Annotated in this window: 10 protein-coding genes; all 10 read right to left on the bottom strand. The window is 34.8% G+C overall.

The features are described 5' to 3' along the window. Nucleotides 1-200 precede the first annotated feature (200 nt). The 10 genes from B0M43_RS13090 to B0M43_RS13050 all read right to left on the bottom strand — a co-directional run bounded on the left by B0M43_RS13090 (nt 201) and on the right by B0M43_RS13050 (nt 19,684). On the bottom strand, nt 201-4,235 hold the full coding sequence (locus B0M43_RS13090; protein WP_078008988.1) for a hybrid sensor histidine kinase/response regulator transcription factor: 4,035 nt from the start codon (nt 4,233-4,235) through the stop codon (nt 201-203). A gap of 52 nt (nt 4,236-4,287) precedes the next feature. After that, nucleotides 4,288-6,117 carry a metallophosphoesterase gene (locus tag B0M43_RS13085; protein WP_078008989.1) on the bottom strand — a complete coding sequence of 610 codons (1,830 nt, stop codon included), beginning with the start codon at nt 6,115-6,117 and terminating at the stop codon, nt 4,288-4,290. A gap of 20 nt (nt 6,118-6,137) precedes the next feature. Next, nucleotides 6,138-6,479 carry a hypothetical protein gene (locus B0M43_RS24740; protein WP_246860111.1) on the bottom strand — a complete coding sequence of 114 codons (342 nt, stop codon included), beginning with the start codon at nt 6,477-6,479 and terminating at the stop codon, nt 6,138-6,140. Between the two features lie 34 nt (nt 6,480-6,513). Then, nucleotides 6,514-6,780 carry a DUF4861 family protein gene (locus B0M43_RS24735; protein WP_246860110.1) on the bottom strand — a complete coding sequence of 89 codons (267 nt, stop codon included), beginning with the start codon at nt 6,778-6,780 and terminating at the stop codon, nt 6,514-6,516. 168 nt (nt 6,781-6,948) lie between these two features. After that, a complete protein-coding gene (locus B0M43_RS13075) occupies nt 6,949-7,515 on the bottom strand; it encodes a hypothetical protein (RefSeq protein ID WP_078008990.1) in 567 nt (188 codons plus the stop codon). Between the two features lie 13 nt (nt 7,516-7,528). Next, nucleotides 7,529-9,835 (bottom strand): GH92 family glycosyl hydrolase, encoded by a 2,307-nt coding sequence (locus B0M43_RS13070; RefSeq protein ID WP_246860109.1) that lies wholly within the window; start codon nt 9,833-9,835, stop codon nt 7,529-7,531. Between the two features lie 150 nt (nt 9,836-9,985). Further along, nucleotides 9,986-12,304 carry a GH92 family glycosyl hydrolase gene (locus B0M43_RS13065; protein WP_078008991.1) on the bottom strand — a complete coding sequence of 773 codons (2,319 nt, stop codon included), beginning with the start codon at nt 12,302-12,304 and terminating at the stop codon, nt 9,986-9,988. A 281-nt stretch (nt 12,305-12,585) separates the two neighbouring features. Further along, nucleotides 12,586-14,199, bottom strand: a complete 1,614-nt coding sequence (locus B0M43_RS13060; RefSeq protein ID WP_078008992.1) for a RagB/SusD family nutrient uptake outer membrane protein — start codon at nt 14,197-14,199, stop codon at nt 12,586-12,588. Nucleotides 14,200-14,217: 18 nt separating this feature from the next. Beyond that, the gene (locus B0M43_RS13055; RefSeq protein WP_078008993.1) at nt 14,218-17,229 is read right to left on the bottom strand and encodes a TonB-dependent receptor; all 3,012 of its coding nucleotides are present in this window, start codon (nt 17,227-17,229) and stop codon (nt 14,218-14,220) included. 280 nt (nt 17,230-17,509) lie between these two features. Further along, nucleotides 17,510-19,684 carry an alpha-N-acetylglucosaminidase gene (locus B0M43_RS13050; RefSeq protein WP_078009006.1) on the bottom strand — a complete coding sequence of 725 codons (2,175 nt, stop codon included), beginning with the start codon at nt 19,682-19,684 and terminating at the stop codon, nt 17,510-17,512. Between the last annotated feature and the right edge of the window lie 166 nt (nt 19,685-19,850).

Below are 19,850 nucleotides of genomic sequence, written 5' to 3'. Positions count from 1 at the left end.
ATTTCCATATAGTACGTTATCAATCTTTGTCGATTTCCGCGTGTGATCCTTCTTTCGTCAGGAGGACAAGATTGTGGAATATAAAGCAAGATCCCGTGATGGTAACCACGAGCTATATTCTTCAAAATATTTATCAAAATAATTCGTGTTATTCGCGCAAAAGAAAAATCCTTTTAATCTGTGTAATCTGTGGGCAAAAACTAATTAATCAGCTTACTTGGCGGAAAACCAAACTGTTTTTTAAAACATCGGCTGAAATACAAAGGATCATTGAAGCCCACCAAATTGGTCACTTCAGAAACATTGTACTTTTTAGTTTTGAGCAGTTCTGCTGACTTTTTTAAACGAATAGTTCTGATAAATTCGTTTGGAGCCAAATCGGTTAGTTCTTTTATTTTTCTGTATAACTTTGAAGAACTTACGCCTAATTTATCACATAAAAATTCTGTAGAAAGATCAACTTCGCTTAAGTTATCATTGATTAAATTGGCCACTTTCTCCATAAATTCTGCATCAATTGGCGAATGAGTCAGCATGCTTATTTTACCTTCTAATTCGCCGGAGAATTTCTGTTTAAGCTCTAATCTTGATTTGATTATGTTTTCAATAACCGTTTTAAGCAATAATGGTTCAAACGGTTTAACCAAATAGCCATCTGCACCTGTATCGTAGCCCTTTACCTTATCCATATTTTCGGAAAGTGCAGTAAGCATCACCACCGGAATATGGCTTATAAATTCATCATTTTTGAGTTGTTGGCAAAACTCCAATCCGTCCATCACAGGCATCATCACATCGGTAACGCATAAAATTGGTTTAATTTGTCGACAGATTTTTAAGCCTTCTTCTCCATTTTCTGCGTCATAGACTTTGTAATAATCAGACAAATAGTCTACCAGATATTTTCTAAGTTCGCTGTTGTCTTCAATTACTAATATTTTTTCTTTTAAATCGGTATTCTGAATAATTTTCTTAGCCGCTTTTTCCGGAATAAGCATACTTAAATTGTCATTTTTAAGCGCATATTCAAACACTTCTTTATCTTCATAAGAAGCGCGGTCAATAGGAATTTCGACTTTGAAGGTGCTTCCTTTTGCCGGTGTACTTTCTACAGCAATTATTCCTTTATGAATGGCTACTAAAGATTTTACCAATGACAAACCAATACCAGATCCCGTACTATGGCCTTTACTGTTGGTTGCCTGATAAAATCGCTTAAAAATTTTATCCTGACTTTTTAACGGAATCCCAATTCCGTCATCGGTTACTTCGATTACTAAAATATCTTCAACCGTATCTTTAAGCCTGATATACAAATCAACATTTCCATTTTTATTGGTAAACTTTAAAGCATTCGATAATAAATTATACAGGATTTTATCGTACTTATCATTGTCCAGCAAACCGTTTATTTCATCGTCTTCGGTAATAAAACTGAGCTTAATCTTTTTATCATAGGCCATTTCCTTAAAGGAGTCAAAAATATTTTTCGAATAGACCAGAATATCGGTTTTCGTTACTTTTAGTTTTAATTCACCAGATTGTGCTTTTCTAAAATCCAATACCTGATTTACCAGATTGAGTAATCTGCTGGCATTTTGATAAATTAAATTGTATCTGCTCTTTTCATAATCGGTTGCGTTGCTGCTTTCGTCTAAAAGCTGTTTCGCCGGACCTAAAATAAGCGTAAGCGGTGTTCTTAATTCATGTGAGATATTGGTAAAGAAACGTAATTTCTCATTATTCAATTTAACGTCATGTTCTCTGTTTACTTTTTCGGTAAGGAGTTCTTGTTTTAAACGAATTCTGTTTTTGATTTCTTTTCGAATGAAATACAAAACACCAAACAAAAGAGCTAAAAACAGTATAAAAAATGTTGGTGTTAACCAAAAAGGCGGCAGGATTTTTATTTTATAAGAAACGGTTTTACTCCAATAACCGTCGCTGTTGCTTGCTCTTATTTTAAAGACATAATTGCGCGGATAAAGGTTGGTATATTGCACTATTCTTGATGTACTGTTTGCTGTAATCCAATCTTTATCAAAACCTTCGAGCATATATTGAAACTTATTCAACTTTTCGTTTGCAAAAGAAGGAGCCGAAAACTGAATCGAAAAATCACGGTTTTTATACGTAAGTTCTATTTCATTTCCATAGTTTAAATCTTTCAAAAGGGGAATTTTTCCATTAATTTCCATTTCCGGGAAAACTTCTTCGTTCTGAATTTTAAATTCGGAAATAACGGGTAACGGTGTCCATTTGTTTCTTTTCATTGCAGGAGGCGAAAAAGAAATAATTCCATTTTTACCTCCCAGAAAAATATTCGAATTATTAAAATAAAAAAAGCCGCTTGAACTAAAAACGTCCAGTCTGTTACCGCTGTTTACATGGTAAATACTAACATCCTTTAAATTAGATTTAACAAAAGCAATATTATTGTTATTGATATTGAGCCACAAATTACCTTGTGCATCAGATAAAATATCGGTAATCCATTTACCCGAAAGCTCTTTAAGCTTTTTTACGGGTTCAAATTCGTTTCTTTTCGGATCGTATAAACAAAGCCCAAAACGTGTTGACGCCCATATTTTGCCTTTTACATCCACCAAAACGTCACTAACATTTTCATCATGAGGAACTCCTTTTTCTTTGATAAAAAGCGACGAATAGGTTTCTATTTTTCCAGAATTGATGTTGTATTTTACAACTCCGGTTTCTGTGGCAAACCAAACGTTATTTTTGGCATCTCTTTCAATGGCATTAATCTGAAAATCCGGCAAAAGCTTACTGGAAGTTTGTACTTGCAGCGTTTTGGTATTCAAAATTACGGCGCCTTCTCCAAAAGAACCTACAATCATCAAATCGTTTGTAATCTTACTAAAAGCAAAAACGGGTGATTTTTCAAATCCTGCCTTTATTTCTCTGGAAGAATTGGTGCTGTAATTGTAAACCAATATGTTTCCGTCCCAAAGACCACAATAAAAGATTTTTCCGTCATCAGAATAAATACTGGCAATATCTTTTCCGGTATTGTGCAATGGTGTTGAGCCTTTTGTATTCGAAATAAAAAGTCCGTTGTGGTAGGTTGCCACAATTACTTTTTCGTCATAAGTTTTGGCAAAACCTCTTATACGCGGTGCCTGATTGCCTATAGAACCTGAAATATCTTTGTTTAAAGTAAACTGATTTTCATAAGGATCATACTTGTCAAGACCGTCTTCAGTTCCGATCCATAAAACCCCTGAAGCATCAAAATAAAGTGCCGAAATTAAATTATCTACCAGTGAAGTATCATCTGATAAAATAGAATAATACCATTTATAATTTCCTTTCTGTATATCATCTAATTGATCACAAACCAGCAATCCGCCTAAGGTTCCAACCCAGTATTTCCCATCGGGAGCTTGAGCAACGGATAAAAAATACGGACCTAAAGCCCCTCTTCTCTGTTTGTTTTCTATATATAAATTGGCAAACTGATCGGTGGCTTTATCAAGTTTATATAAACCTTCGCGGGTTCCTACAAAAACATCAGATTTGGCATCTTCGTAGATAAAGTTAATGTATGGATTTTTTATGTTGGAATACGGAACTGAAAGCGTGTAAGTTTTGATTCTTACGATTGCTCCTTTAGCATCCATTGTTATTTTGGCGACACCGGATTTTTCGTAACTGCCTACCCAGACATTGCCTTTTTTATCTTCAAAAATTTCTTTTACGTAGTCAAAACCCTTAAGCTGAATTTTCTCGAATCGGTTTTCTTTCAAAAAAAACAAATACACGCCTTTTGTTTTGGTACCCACCCATACTCTTTTAAATTTATCTACGTAAACCGATCTTACTTCATCATCCGGCAGACTGTTTGGATCTTCTTTTTTATTAAAAAAAGTAGTAAAAACATGCGTATCCATCTTAAAAAGTGTCAATCCTTTTCGGGTACCAATCCATAACTGATTTGATTCTTCATCTAGTTCTAAAGCCGTGATGTCATCATTGTACAATTTATTTTTTACGGGAGAAGAACTCATGTAGTTTTTGAACTGATAACCGTCGAAACGATTTAATCCTGAGAATGTTCCAAACCACATAAAACCTTTTTTATCCTGTACAATATGGCGTACCGAATTATGGGACAATCCGTTATTGTCATTGTAATGCGCAAATTTTATATTCTGCGAATGAGAATGATAAAAAGCGGCAAAAAACAAGAATAGTATAATGGATTTTTGTCTCATGGAAATAAATTATAAATGCAATTTAATGTTTTTGATTTAATTAATATCAAAATTATTTAACAGATAAATTATCAATTTTATTGTTTTTTAAATCAATCTTAAAATGATCGGAAGGCTCTCCATTCATGGTTTTCAAAACTATTTGTGCCCATAAAACCAGTTTTGGATCATTTGATTTATTTAACTGACTGCAAACCAATTCATATTGTCTTAACCTTTTGTTTCCAATTTCTGAAAAAGCCAATGCATCAGCACTTTTCAAACGGTAAAAATCGAAAATCATATCAAAACCCGTCCAGGATTCAAAATCAGAAACATCCAGCGAATTTAAATTCAAATCCTGATCAATTTCTGATGTCTTCTTATTCATTTTCAATAAATCCTTACCCGAAAGATTTACAATTGATTTTAAAAAATCCGCAGGAAAATCTTCTGGCAGAAATCTTAAACGAACTAATTCCTTTAAATGCCAGTTTGTAAATGCTGCATAATCTTTGGCTTTTAAAATTTCTTTATTCCAAATATGCTCATTTTTACTATTCTGCAAATGAGCATATTCTTCTTGATAAAAAGGAAATAAACTATTGAAATTAGGCACTTTGCCAATTACAATAGTTTCTACTTCAAATTCAGAATCTGAATAAATTGTCAATATTTTATACGCCGGCATATACGCTGCGAGCGAAGGCGTTTGGATATTAAACAATGTATTTCCTTTTGCAGATGTTCGTACACCCGTATCGTTGATGTGCATATGCCCGCCAAAGTGAATCTGAATTCCGGCATCTGCAAATTGCTGCGCTACTTCTTCGTCTGGAACTCGCTGCAGCTGCATTTTATCGGCACCAAAAAGCTGTTTTAATTCCGGCGATGCATTGTCATTAAATTCTACCATTGGGTAATGACTAAAAGCAATCAGTATTTTTCCTCTTTGTTTCGCTTCCGCGGAAACTTTTTTTACCCAGTTTAATAAGTGACTTTTATAAGTCAGAACGTTATTATAACCTGTATTGGCTCCCGAAAAATTATGCGCATCATCTTGTTTACCTGATAATTTCTCGTTTGGAACATAAGCGTTGGCATCTATCGCCAAAAGCCAGATTCCTTTAATGGGTTCAACAAGATAACTGGCATCTGGCAGAAACAGATTTGTGTTTTTAATTAGATACGTTCTTTTTTCTAAAACAGATTCTTTTTGAGCTTTTTTAAAATTATATTGCTCATAAGTATTGTTTGAAAAAGGCGTTTCCCAATACAAATCAGTCTTTTTAGGAAAAAAACCAAAATCTCTCATTTCCTGAATTGTTTCCTTATATCCCCAGTTTTTTATATCGGTAGTGATAATGGGTTCAAGTTCGCTTTTACTTTTATTGAAATTATTTTTTGAACTGCTGATAATCTGCTCTTTTCCGTCTTTACCTAAAAAATCAGTTTTAGCCGCATCTTGCGAAAAGGGTCTTACAACATCATGATTCCCGGTTGTAACATAAAAAGAAAGTCCATGTTTTTGGGAATATTCGTTGAGTATTTTCTTCAATCCGCGCACGTGAACAGGCTGCCCGTCGTCGCTGAAATCGCCTGGAAGTACGACCTGTTTAATGTCTCTTTTGACAATATCATTTAAAGCTTCTAAAAAGGCAAAATAATTTTCATTGAAAATTCTAGTAGAATGCAATTGAGCGTTCATCGTCCTGATATTGGCATATTGGCCTGTAACCGGATTTTTTACTCCCTCATAATTGTTATCTTTAAATTTTGCAAAAATATCTTGTAAATGAACATCGGCTATAAAAGCAATTTTAACTTCTTTTTTAGCCGTCTGCTGTGATTTGCAGGAATATAAAGAAACTAATAATATTATTATAGCAGATATTCTAAACATGTAAGTCTTTTAAATGCGCATTATTTTTTAATGTAAGCTTCTAATTTATCTAAAGTATTTAATTCAGTTTCTCTTGCGCTAGAAGAAATGATTTTTGTTTTTAATGTCTTTGTAGGTTCTGAGATCAGCAAATACAGCGTTCGGTCATCTGTAGGTTTTTCATAATCTTCCGGATTGCAAATAATTGCTGCACCAATCTCTACAACTTCTGCTGCAACATCTTGCGGATGTTTATCCCGGACTGCGATACAATTGGCTCCTTTTTTAGTTCCAAAATCTTTGAAATAGTTTATTCCTGTTTCAAATTGTACTTTTTCTCCATCCCAAAGTTTTACACCTCCCAAACATACAGTTGGTGCCACTTTATAATAATCCGTTCCCCCAGCCTTCTTTTTACTATTCCGGCGTTGTGTACCAATTTGCTTTTCTTAATTCTAATCCTGATTTTGCTTTATAATAAACATCAATCGATACTTTATCGCTGAAATAAATTCGCAAAGCCATCCATTGATTCTCAATGGCCGGACCATGATGCCTTATGGTTTTGTACAAATCTCCTGATTCTGAACCAATATAGGTTAGATAGTTAATTTTATCAGACTTACAAGCTTGTATCTGTATTATTTTGTTCAAAACAAATGCAGCAAAAAGTAAAGTGGTCATGATTGATAATCTTATAATTTCAATTATTTATAGTTTAAAATTTAATTCCGGTAAATTTAAACTAACATTTCAATACTTTCAATATTACGCAAACGATTTCTCAATAAAGTATCATTTTGTCATAAAAAGGGGCAAATCCTAAATACAAATGAGTTGAAAAAATGTTTTTTACTTATCAGCCACTTTCACTAAAGTGAAATTTATTCCTAACGGATTTTTGATTATTTTACAGATTAATGGATATTCCGGATTTTTGATAATCCACATTTCGGTTTCATCAATTTGTGCGAGTACATGTAAAGCTTCTATTAATTTTCCGTCAATCGAAACACCGTTTTTGTCTTCGTTTTTATCTAAAACATAAGTTGTATTATTATAAACGAATGAGCTATTTTTAACTAAATCCTGATAAGCCGCTCTTGAAATCATAAAAAAAGTCTCTGTTGGTTTTAAGTTTAAAACCGGTGCATATTCTCCCTGATTAAAACTTAAGGCATTTCCGCTTTTTACTGCTTCGGGAAGCATCACAATACTGCTTTTTACTCCTCTGGTTTCTAGTTTAAAAGTTAGTCCTTCACTTGCCCTTTGAGCTATAAGTGATAACGTTCTGGTTTGTCCGTGCAGTTTGCAGACATAATTTAGTTCTGTATTGTTTTTTAGTGTCGGGATGTAATGCTGCGCTGTTCCTTTTTGATAAACGATACAAAAAAGAATCATTAAAAATATATTTTTCATCTTGCTTATCATTTTATTTAACTGGTGGTAAAATAGTAGTTCCCCAATTCGAAGGCTTAGAGTCCATTTCTAAAACTAATTCTCCTCCGTTATTAATATCATCGTGTAAAATCCATGCTTTGTTGTACGGTTTACCATTTAAAGTAGCTGCTTTTATGTATTTGTTTTTTTCGCTCATTTTTTTAGCCGAAATGGTAAACTTTTTACCATTTTCTAATTTCATGGTTGTTTCTTTTATCAAAGGTGTATTCAATAAATAATAAGGCTGTCCTGCATTGGGATATATTCCCATCATGTGAAAAGCAAGCCAGGAAGACATTGCACCTGAATCATCATTGCCCGGAAGTCCTTCTCTTGAAGTATTGAAATTATTTTTGATAATGGTTCTGATTCGGTCACTGCTCAAATACGGTTTTCCGATCCAGTGATACAAACAAGGCGTTAAAAACGAAGGTTCATTGGCTACATTATACAATTCCGAATTAAAGAACGTATTTAGCCTTTCTTCAAAAGCTTTTTCTCCTCCGGACTTACGAACCACTTCTGGAATATCATGCGGAATGCTAAACGAATATTCCCATGAATTTCCTTCGTAGAAAAACACGCACCAATGGCACACATACCAAGGCGATTCTATAATTACGGGCGTATATTTAAAAGTAGGTTTTTGAATTTTTGATTCTCCAAAAACAACATCATCCAGCCATTTTCCGTCTTTGTCTTTTGGCATGATAAAACCTTTGGCTCCGTTATTTTCATAATCAGAACGCCATAAATTCTGCCAGCTGTCTGCTTGTTTAATGTATTGATTGTACAAATCTATTTTACCTAATCCTTTGGCTACAATGGCAATATTATAATCATTGTATGCATAATCAATGGTTCTGTTTCCTGCGCGGTCAGTGCCATAGGGAACGTATCCTAATTTTAGATAATCCATTAATCCGCCTCTTCCTTCTTTTTCTTCATTTCCTCCCGGCTGAACAGTGGCGTCTTTGAGCATTGCTGCAAGCACCAGTTCATAATCGATTCCTTTTAAGTTTTTTACAAATGCATCTGCCAGAACAACCTCAGCGTTTGAGCCGCCTTGTGTTCTTCCGTTGTCGTTACCGCTTCTTCCTTCTGGTAAAAAGCCTTCGCGTTTGTAAATATTAAGCATGGCGTTGATGATTTCAACTTTACGTTTAGAATCGATCAGCGTAATTAAAGGACTTGATGTTCTAAAAGTATCCCAAATCGTGTAAAAATCATCGTAATACGGTTCGTCATTGGTCCATAATGGATTTTCGCCTGTTCTATCTACAGGCATAATCATCGTATGATATAAACCCGTGTAGAACATTTTTTTATATTCTTCTGATGTATCTTCAGATAATGTAATTCGGCTTAATAAATTTTCCCATTTATTTTCTAAAGCAGACAAAACAGTATTAAAATCCCAATGCGGAATTTCAACCTCAACATTATTTTTTGCTTTTAATTCACTTAAAAAGGAGATTCCGATTTTGACATTCAGTTCTTCTTTTCCTGTATTTCCGAAAGAAAGCAACGCGGCTGTTTTCTTTCCGGAATCAAATTGTGCTTTTTGATTGTTGTAAAATTTTCCGTCTTTAAAAGTTACATACTTTGCAATGGGCTGATCTAAAACAGCCCAAAAATAAACGGTATAAGCACGTCCGTTGTTCCAGCCTCCTCTTATTCTGCTGTACCCCCGAACTTCAGTATCTGAAACAATTTCGATTTGCGAACCTACAAACTGCTGTGCTTCTCTCGCGTCGGGAATCTTTTCTTCTCCAAGAAAAAATCCAGGATCTATTTTTAATTCTTTTGATGTGTTTTTTGGGTAAGTAATACGGTAAAATGATACTTTTTCACCTGTCGTGATTTCGGTTTTGATTTTATTTTCTTTGAAAACTGTTTCGTAATAACCCAGTTTTACATTTTCTTCTGTTCGAAATGATGTCTGATCTATTTTATCCAAAGCACCGGAAAATGGCATAATCTGAATGTTTCCGTATTTCGGACCTCCGCCTGTTCCGCTTACATGCACCTGACTGAAACCTGTAACTTCTTTTGGCATTGGAAGCCAGCCGCTGTTCGGGCTAGAGGTGCAATCCGGACTTGGTTTTACCATTCCATACGGACAGGACGGGCCAATAAAAACCCTGCCCACTCCTTCTGATCCAATCATTGGGTCTACAAATTCATGCGCGGTTTGCTGTGCATTAATCGTAATGGTTACAAGAAATGATATTCCTAAAAAAAGGATAAACCTGGTCGTTAATTTCATTGTATTATTTCTTTGGTTTTTGTTTGGCATCTTAATTTTTTAAGCACATTGAAACATAGAATTATTGAACCCAAAAAGGCGTTTTATTTGCATTAATCCCGATAGCTATCGGGACTTTGTGTAAACACTATTTTTTATTTACTTTTTCAAAACATAAAACCTACGTTTCTATGCGTTTAATTATTTTTCTGCATTTGATTTGTCTGACATTTCTAAAATTAATTCACCTCCAGTTGTAATTTCCTGATGCGTAAGGCTAAAATTTGGTACTGCTTTATTGTTGTATTTGATGTCTTTAACGAACACATTTTCAGTGTTATTATTTTCTGCTTTTATGACAAATGTTTTACCTGCATAATATTTCGGATTTAAATCTATTGTGATTTTATTGAATATTGGACTTCCTATTTGGTAAGCGGCATCTTTGTCTGTTCCACCATTCATTTGAAATAATCCTAATTTAAGCAATACATTCAAACTGCCCATTAATCCCTGGTCTTCGTCTCCGTTATAACCAGTTGCCGGAGATAATCCGCTGAAAGTTTCTTTTACGACGTTTCTGGTCCAATACTGCGCTAAATCTGGTCTTCCTAATACCGTAAAAATATTGGATGTCTGTATAGAAGGCTGATTTCCAAAATTTATAGAAATTCTGCTAAACTCCGGATGTAATTCTGCATCATGCGATGTCCCGGAAGTATACTTTTGTTTTTTAGCCGTTTCAAATTGTGTGTTCAATTTTGCAACAGCTTTTTCCTTTCCTCCCATTAAAACCGCTAAGCCTTCAATATCATGCGGAACAAACCACGTTGATTGTGCTCCATTTGATTCTATAAATCCATTTTCATATTGATAGGGATCATAATTTTCACGCCATTTTCCTTCCACGTTTTTCGGACGCATCCAGCCTATTTGTGTATCAAAAACATTTTGATAGTTCTTGGCTCTTTTCATGAAATAATTATAATCTTCTTCATGATTTAGTTTTTTAGCCAATTGCGCCAAAGTCCAATCCTGATAGGCATATTCTAAAGTCTGGCTTGCACCGTCTTCATGGCTTGCGAAATTACCTTCGGGAAGCGGATAAGGCACATATCCTTTTTCTAAATAATATTTTAATCCTCCACCAATATTGGTCTTGTGTTCATATCCTGCTTTTTCCATAATTCCACCGGGCATATGATTTTTTTTGAGCGCGATATAAATCTCTTCTAAATCCTCTTTTACAATTCCTTTTTGAATGGCACTCACGATAAAAGGGGTTGCCGAGGCTCCGGTCATTACATAAGTATCATTTCCTCCCGAAGGTCCACGCGGAATCATACCGCCATCTTTGTAATACTGCATTAACGAATAGACAAATTCTTCCATAATTTCCGGATATACCAATCCCCAAAGATTATTTATGGTCCATTGTGCACCCCAAAAAGCATCTGAATTGTAATGATTGAATTTTGGTTTTCCGTCAGCATTTAAAGGCAATTGTCCCAGTCTGAATTTTTCCCCTGTATTATCGGGATAGGCTCCATTTGCATCACTGATCATTTTTCTGCCCTGTAACGCATGCCAAAGATCTGTATAAAATCTTCTTTGGTCGGTTTGGGTTCCTCCCTCTATTTTTATTCTTCCCAATAAATTGCTCCATTCTTTTCTGGAATCGTCAACTGTTTTATTAAAATCCCAATGTGGTAATTCGGTTTCGATATTAATATTGGCATTTTCAATTGAAGTATAAGAAATACCGACTTTCATCAATACCTGTTCTTTCGTTTTATTAAAAGTGACTAAATAATTATTTGTCAGATCATCGCTTTTTATGGAAGTAATCGGCTCGTTTGTTTTAATTTTAAAAAATACAGTTAATGGTTTTGGGCGTCTGAAATTGGTACTCAAAACTAATGAACCCGAGAGTTCATAATCATTGTTTTTTTCTAATTTGCCATTTGTATTTTCACAAGGTCCTAAAATAGTGTTCAAATTAAAAAGAACTGCTTTTTGTGCCTTTATTGGAAAAGTATATCTATGAAAACCAACCCTTTGCGTGCTGGTTAATTCTGCCCTTATTTGATATCGATCTAATTTTACTGAATGATATCCCGGTGTTATTATTTCGTTTTGATGACTGAATTTTGAATAAAAGTCTTTAAAAATAGTGGGGTTGTTTCCTGCTGTAATTGTTACTGGCATTAATGATACGCCAGACATTTGCCATTCGTGAACGTGACTGAAACCTTTAACTGTATCTGTAGTATATTTATAACCGCCGCCCCAATCGCCGTTAATTTCTGTATCAGGATTTAAGTTCACCATACCAAACGGACGACTTGCTGATGAAAAGTAAAACCACCTGGAATTTTCGGTGTCCAACAACGGATAAACCATGTCTGATAACTGTTTCTTTTTTAAGGAAATAGTTTTCTGAGCATTGCACGACACTAAAAAAACAAGAGTTAAACCTATTGCAATGCGTCCTATTTTATAGATTTTATTTAGTTTCATTGATTCTGTTGTATTGTTGGGACAATATTCTTTATACAGGATTTTACAGGATTATAATGTATTCTCAAAAGCTAAATGAATGTTACAAAGCTTAATCTTTCACTGCTTTTCTCAAACTGCATTCGATTAAGCCTTGTTTTCATTCAAAAACTAAACTAAACTGATTCTTACGAGCAACTAATAAACCAGTTTTCTTTTAGTAAAAAAGGAGAAGAATTTACGCTCGTCTCCTTTTCCAAAATTAAATTGATTAACAAATGCGTACTTACTAATTCTTATTTTTAATATCCGTCATTCTGAGTCAAAGCCGGGTTTAAAACCATAGCGTTGGTTGGGATTGGGAAAACACGGCGACGGGCGTCTGCATTGGTTTTGTAACCCCATTGCCCTTCATATTTCCCAAATCGGATCATATCATTTCTATGCCATGCTTCCCAGCTAAATTCACGGCTTCTTTCTTTGTAAAGATCTTCTAATGTTACACCGCTCAATGCCGGAGATGTTGTACGATTTGAACGAACCATATTTACTAATGCATCGGCACTTTGTCCTAATGTTACACTTCCTCCACGAAGAATTGCTTCTGCTTTCATTAAAAGAACATCTGAATAACGTAAAAACGGAACATCATTGTTTTGATTACGATTTGTTGAAGTAGCATCCGGGTAAAATTTAACATTTCTGTATCCCATATTCCATGCGATTTCGTCATTTCCAAGATCAAATAAAGTTTCACTCTGACGCGGTATAATATTTGGTGTTAAATTAACCTGATACGTATATGCCTCTCCTCCATCAGATCCTGTATAAAATTGGTCATATCCTTTTTTGGTTGTTGTAACCATTACCGGAGTAACGCCATTATTCATAAATTGAAGCCCTGTAAGCCATTGTCTATTTCGAATATCATTTACATCATCAAAATAAGCATAAAATTCAGGAAGCGTACTTCTTGGTGCACTTGGCGTAAATGAAAGACCAAACTTAGCTCTTTCAGAACGCGGTACATCATAACGTGAATGGTACATTTGTCCGTTGTAACCCACTGTAACAGCTGCCGGATCATAAGGAACTGCAAAAATGAATTCTTTCATCAACGGCCCATTAGTTGGATAAAACATCTGAAGGTAAGTTGCTCTTGGCTCAATAACATATAAGCCCGAGTTGATTACCTGATCGCAAGCCGCAACACATTCATTAACACGTGATGCGCCTGTATACACTTCAGCGTTTAGATACAATTTAGCCAGCATTGCATTAGCCGTCTGTTTATTGGGTCTTCCGTAAGTGGTAATTCCCGCTGCCGGATTTAAATTAGGAACGGCATTTTTTAACTCTTTTTCAATAAAATTAAAAACGTCTTTTCTTGGCGTTTTGGCATGGGACGTAAAATCTCCGTATAAAGTATCCAACGGTACATCTCCATAACTGTCCATTAACATGAAATAAGAAATAGCACGCATTGTTTTTAGCTCAGAAATCAACGTATTTTTATCCGCACCTTCAGGCATTGTCTGTCTTAAAATAGAAATTGCCTGATTACTTGTCCCGATCACTTTAGATGTCCAGTCCCAAAGACTTCCTATGATTCCATTATCAGCATTCCAGTCATGGTAATGCATCGCGATATAGTTTCTGTTATCAAACCAGTTACCTCCTCTTGCAGGCAAAATAGCTTCGTCTGTAGATAAAGACTGAGACCACCACCAGGCAAATGAAAATTCACCTCGGAATGCGGCATAAACAGGTCCTGTTGTCTGAATGTATTGTGCTGTGTTTTGAGGAAATACTTCAGGTGTCAATTGTGTTGAAATAGGCACTTCAAGATCATCACAAGACCAGATTAAACCAGCCATAAGTACTGGGAGCCCTAAATATTTTAATATCTTTTTCATAATTTTTACTATTTAATTTTAGAAGATCACATTTACACCAAACATATAAGTTCTGGTTTTTGGATAAAAGTTATTTGAATCTACACCCGGAGCTGTTCCTCCTTGTTCTACTTCCGGATCAATTCCTTTGTACTTGGTAATAACAAATACATTGTTTACGGTTTGATAAATACGTACATTGTTTATATACCTTCCCACTTTACCAAAATTATATCCTAAAGTCATGTTGTCTAATCTTACATAGCTACCGTCTTCTATAAAACGATCTGAATATTTATAAGAGTTTAAGTCATTTGGTGCCTCGTTTCCTGCATCAACTAAAATATTATTGGTCATTGCAGTACTCGGTCTGAATAAATCGGCACGAGTGGCATTGAAAATTTTATTACCAAAAACTCCTCTGAAGAAAATACTTAAATCGAATTTTTTGTATTGAAAATTATTTGCCCATCCTACTAATAGTTTTGGCTGTGCGCTTCCTGCATAATGATAATCTACTCCGTTTAAAGGCGTTGTAGTCAGTGCACCATTTTTATCGTAATACTGTGAAACTCCATCAGCATTTTTTCCTGCATATTTCAATGTAAAGAATTGTCCTAAAGGTTTTCCTTCTTTAAAAATCTGTAATGTACTTCCTGTTTGTCCGCCACCGTCTGGCTGAACACGACGAATAGAATCTCCGCCAACAAAGAATGGACTGGTTAATTTTACGATTTCATTTTTATTGTGGGCCAAATTCAGATTAGTTGTCCAGCTGAAATTTGCCGTTTTAACAGGAGTTGTACTTAAACTAACCTCAATACCTTTATTAGACATTGTTCCTCCGTTTGCTACAATTGACCCTACTGGTACAAGTACCGGATTTACATTATAATTGAAAATCATGTCTGTTGTTTTTTTGTTATACACATCAACAGAACCCGTTACTTTTCCTTTTAAGATCGAGAAGTCAACTCCAATATTTGTGGTAGCTGTTTTTTCCCATTTTAAATCAGGATTAGCTGCCTGGTTAGGACCATAAGCTCCAATTTGTTGTCCGTTATAATAGAAGGTTCCTAAACTTCCGGAAATAAACTGTGCTGTGTAAGCATTAAATCCAGATGAGTTTCCTGTTACCCCCCAGCTTCCTCTGAATTTCAAATCAGTAAAAAAGTCTTGGTTCTTCATGAAGCTTTCTTTATCTACTCTCCATGCGCCACCTACAGAAGGGAAATATCCCCATTGGTTATTTCCTCCAAACATAGATCCACCATCTCTTCTAATTGATCCTTGCAATAGATATTTGTCTTTATAGTTGTAATTTAAACGTCCAAAATAAGCTATCAAACGTGTTTTTTGATAGGCTTTGCTATCTCCAAAATTTACTACATAACCATTAACCGAAGTGTAATTACTTAAAGCAAGGTTGTTATATCCTACATTATCTACAGGAAAGTTCGTTGTTGTAGCCTGAAAACCGTCTCCTAATGTATTTTCCTGCCAAGAGTAACCTGCAACAGCTTTTATTTTATGCTCTCCGAATGTTTTATCCCAAGTAAGGTAGCTTTCAATAATATTGTTTCTGGTTTCGTAAGAATTTCTTAATGCAGAACCGTTTACACCAAAATTAACGAGTGTTTTTGTCAAAGGTGGATCTGGGTTGTTGTAAAAGTTGGCACTGTTGTATTGTGAATAATAGCTATCATAAAATTCTCCATGAGACGCAGTTAATCTTTGGTGTGCTAAATTCAAATTATAAGTAAATCCAAACGGAAGTTTTACTTCTGCAGTAAGGTTACCTACAAGGTTTTCCGTTTTAGTTTCATCAGTTCCATGTTCAATTAAAGCTACCGGGTTAAAATATCCCGGACTGGTAAAGTTTTCAAAAAGGCTTCCATCAGCATTTCTTACCGGAGAAACAGGAAGATAGCTCGCTGCCTGCAAAAGAACGGTATTTCTCTGTGGTACATTTTGATATTTTGTGCTGGAATTAGTAACGTTTAAACCAAATTTAACCTTATCATCAAAAGCAAATTGTTCAACAGATAAACGGGCAATAATACGAGAAAAGTCACTTTTTAACATTACTCCTTCTTTATTAAGAGAAGTAATACTTGCTGTGTAGTTTCCATGATCTCCGCCACCGCTCATCGATAAGTTATGGCTGCTTGATGCTGCACGTCCTGATCTTAAAATTTCTTTTTGCCAGTTTGTATTAGCACCTTTATCATTTTCCGGAGTAAAATTCAAATTGTTTTTAGTGGTAAAAGCTCTCAGCTGATCTGCATTCATCATGTCAAGATTATTTGAAACTTCTTCCCAACCAACATAACCATTGTATGCAATCTGCGTTTTGCCCTTACTTCCTTTTTTTGTTGTTACCATGATAACTCCATTTGCAGCACGGTTACCGTAAATAGCAGTTGCCGCAGCATCTTTTAAGACATCGATAGTTGCAATATCATCTGGGGAAATTACGGAGATATCAACTCCCGGAATACCATCTATTACATAAAATGGTCCTTGTGAACTATTTAATGTAGAAGCTCCACGCAAAACTACAGAAGCCGTTTTTGTAGGATCACCGCTTGATGAAATGTTCAAACCGGAAACTTTACCCTGTAAAAGCTGTCCTACATCGCTAATTGCCCCTCTATTTAAATCTTCGGCCTTTACAGAAGTTACAGATGTAGTAAGGTTTTTACGAGATCCTTTTCCATAACCCACTACTACAACTTGTTCTAAACTGTTTGTGGTAGACTTCAATTTAATCGAATAATTTGTTTTTGTTTCGTCTAGTTTTAAAGTCAAATCTTCAAACCCCATATAAGAAACTACCAGTGTCGCATTTTTGTTTGAAGCCGAAAATTTAAATTTCCCATCAAAATCTGTTGTTACTGAATTCGTTGTACCTTTCTCTAGTACATTGGCGGCTGGCAGTGGAATGCCTTTGTCATCTAAAACCACACCGGACACTTCTGTTTTTTGTGCCCAGGTATTAATTGAGAAGCAAAAACAAAAGGCTAATAATAAAAATTTAAGTTTTTCCATTTTGATATTGGTTAATTGGTTAATATAGTACTGACGAAATTAATGCTAAAGAAATGTTAACAAATGGACAAGTTATTCATAAACATGGATAATTTCTGTAAAGTCAACCACAGCAACGGTTTCCGAAATTATTTTTATAAAATTACATAGCTAAAAACTTATTAATTAATCGATTTCGTAAATATTTCATTTCATATTTTGAGTATAGTTTAAGGTAATGGTTAAAAGCTTAAGTTATATTTTGGTTATATACGTATTAATTATGATCTCGGTATATTTTTTATTTATTTTCAGTCCATTTGATTTCCCAGTTTTTAATTAAATCTCTTTCTTTTGCTTCATCAAAAGGAGTGTTATCCAATGCTGATTTTTTTAGAGCTTCTAAAAACATTTTCCATCTTGGCCAGTAAAATCCTCTATACATTCCCTGCCAGGATCTGGATGCATAATCATTCAAATGTCCTTCTCCGCCCCAAAGCGTTATTAATGTTTTGGCATTCTTCACGTATAATTTAGATACTTCAGGAGAATCACCATAATCAGAAGCCGATTTTACCCATTCATCCAGACTATTCAATGGTTGTTTCGAAATCATTTTATCGATATCCAAAGCTTGTTTTTCTATCTTTTTAAATAATTGATCACCTTTTGAAATCTCTTTTTGCTCATAGGCTTTTACACATTCAATCAAATCTTCATCAATACAAAGCGAATAGTAATGTCTTGAAGCATCGATTAAATCATAATTAATAAAATTCTTTTTATCATATTTTTTAGCTTCTTTGGTTAAAATATCCAAAGCTTCTTTTAATTTTTTCTTATCTCCGGGATTTCCTTTAAATGCTGTAATTGTCGCAGTCGGACGCTTAAATAATAAATACGCTCCAGCCCTATCATTCCACCAGCGCGTTTCCCAATATTTAATATTGTAAACAGATTCTAGTAATAATTCCCATGCCTGGGAAACAGATTTTGAAGTTGTTTGTCCGTATCTCGCATTTAAATATTTAGTCAGCCAATCGTTTATAGGTTGTTCGCCCTTACTCCACGGAAGATCATAAATATATTCATATACAACTGAATTATTATTTAACCCTTCCGGCATTGCTCCATAACCTACAACATTTCCTTTGTTCGGATTTTTCAGCAAACTCGTCAATTCGTTTTTATAGAAATTCAGGTCTCCGTATACAGGATTCGATCCGCCATAATTATGTACATACCCGTAAGTCCATTGTTTACCATAAAAAGCTTCCTGATTTTCCCATACTTTATATCTGTCGTTGGCATAATCCTGAATCATCAATCTGTCATTTGGTACCTTACTAAGAAATGCACTCGTAGCTTCTTTTGTCCAAAATTCTTTATTGTCTCCAAAAAGCCATCCCTGCATAACCCAGACTGCACCCGGTGCTGCTTCATTAATAGTTTCATAAATCGCACTTCCGTAATTAGAAAGTTCTTCATATTTATTATGCTCAGAAACTGGAGGTTCAATCTCATTAAAAGAATCTGCCAGATAGAAATTCGACTTGCCGTACATTTTAGTATAAATTTCAATAAAGCGTTTACCAATTTGTTTAAACAAAGGATCTTTAGAATCTAATAGAAACGTACTTGCAAAACCACCTCCTGACCAGGATTTTAATTCTGTTATTTTGGCTTCCGGATGTTTTTCTGCAAAAGCCTTAGGTACATAACCGCTAAATGCCGGTACAACAGGATGCATATCTAATGCTCTCATTCTCTGCAGTATTTTCTTTTGCAGCTCTTCTTTTTTACCGAACCATTCTTGCGGTAAAGGCCCTTCAAGACTGTTGATATTTCCCATACGCTGCCACGGCAAAAAGGCTGGTCCGGCAAAATGAGCTTCTAATTGAGCGCTGGTCAAACCATACTCTTTCCATAGTTCCTGCCACACAGCTTCCTGACCCTCCATTGCAGTTGGAAGATTGATGCCGTGCATCGCCATCCAGTCAATTTCCTGTTCCCATCGCTTCCAGTCCCACCATGGAGTCGTGTACCCAAAAGTACAGGCGTTTAAATATTCTCTGTATTGAAAAGGAGTATTTTCCTTTTTTAAATATTTTGGCCAGATCTTCGGTAAGCTTACTCTATTTCCTTCCCAACTAACTAGAACAGCTCCTATATCCCTAAGAAAATGATACGCTGCGTAACAAATTGCAGTATTATTTGATGCCTTGATTTTTACCTGATTGTTTGTTGTTTCAATTTCAAACCAATCCGATTTATCATTCTCCTTGTTTTCAATAATACTTAATTCAAACTCGCTGGCGCGATTACCTATAAGTCTTTCTATTACAGCCAATGCGTCTTTTGTTTTTTCTTCATTTTTAGAATATCCTTTAAACGAACAAAAAAATAGCAGCATAAAAACAGACACAGTCATTTTTAAGGAATTGTACTTTATAACTTTTAAATTCTCTCTTTTCATATCAATCATATCTTTATTAAATTATCTTAACTTATTTAGCCTAACAAAAACAAGGGAGATTAAATAATAACTAATCTCCCTATCAAATAAAACCTAACAAAAAATGTATCATGAATAATTAACAACTTTATTCATTAAATTCAGAATCAAATAATCGAATGCCGGA

The organism is Flavobacterium sp. KBS0721 (genome assembly GCF_002007065.3).
GTDB lineage: Bacteria > Bacteroidota > Bacteroidia > Flavobacteriales > Flavobacteriaceae > Flavobacterium > Flavobacterium piscis.
This window is presented reverse-complemented; position numbering and strand designations above follow the sequence as displayed.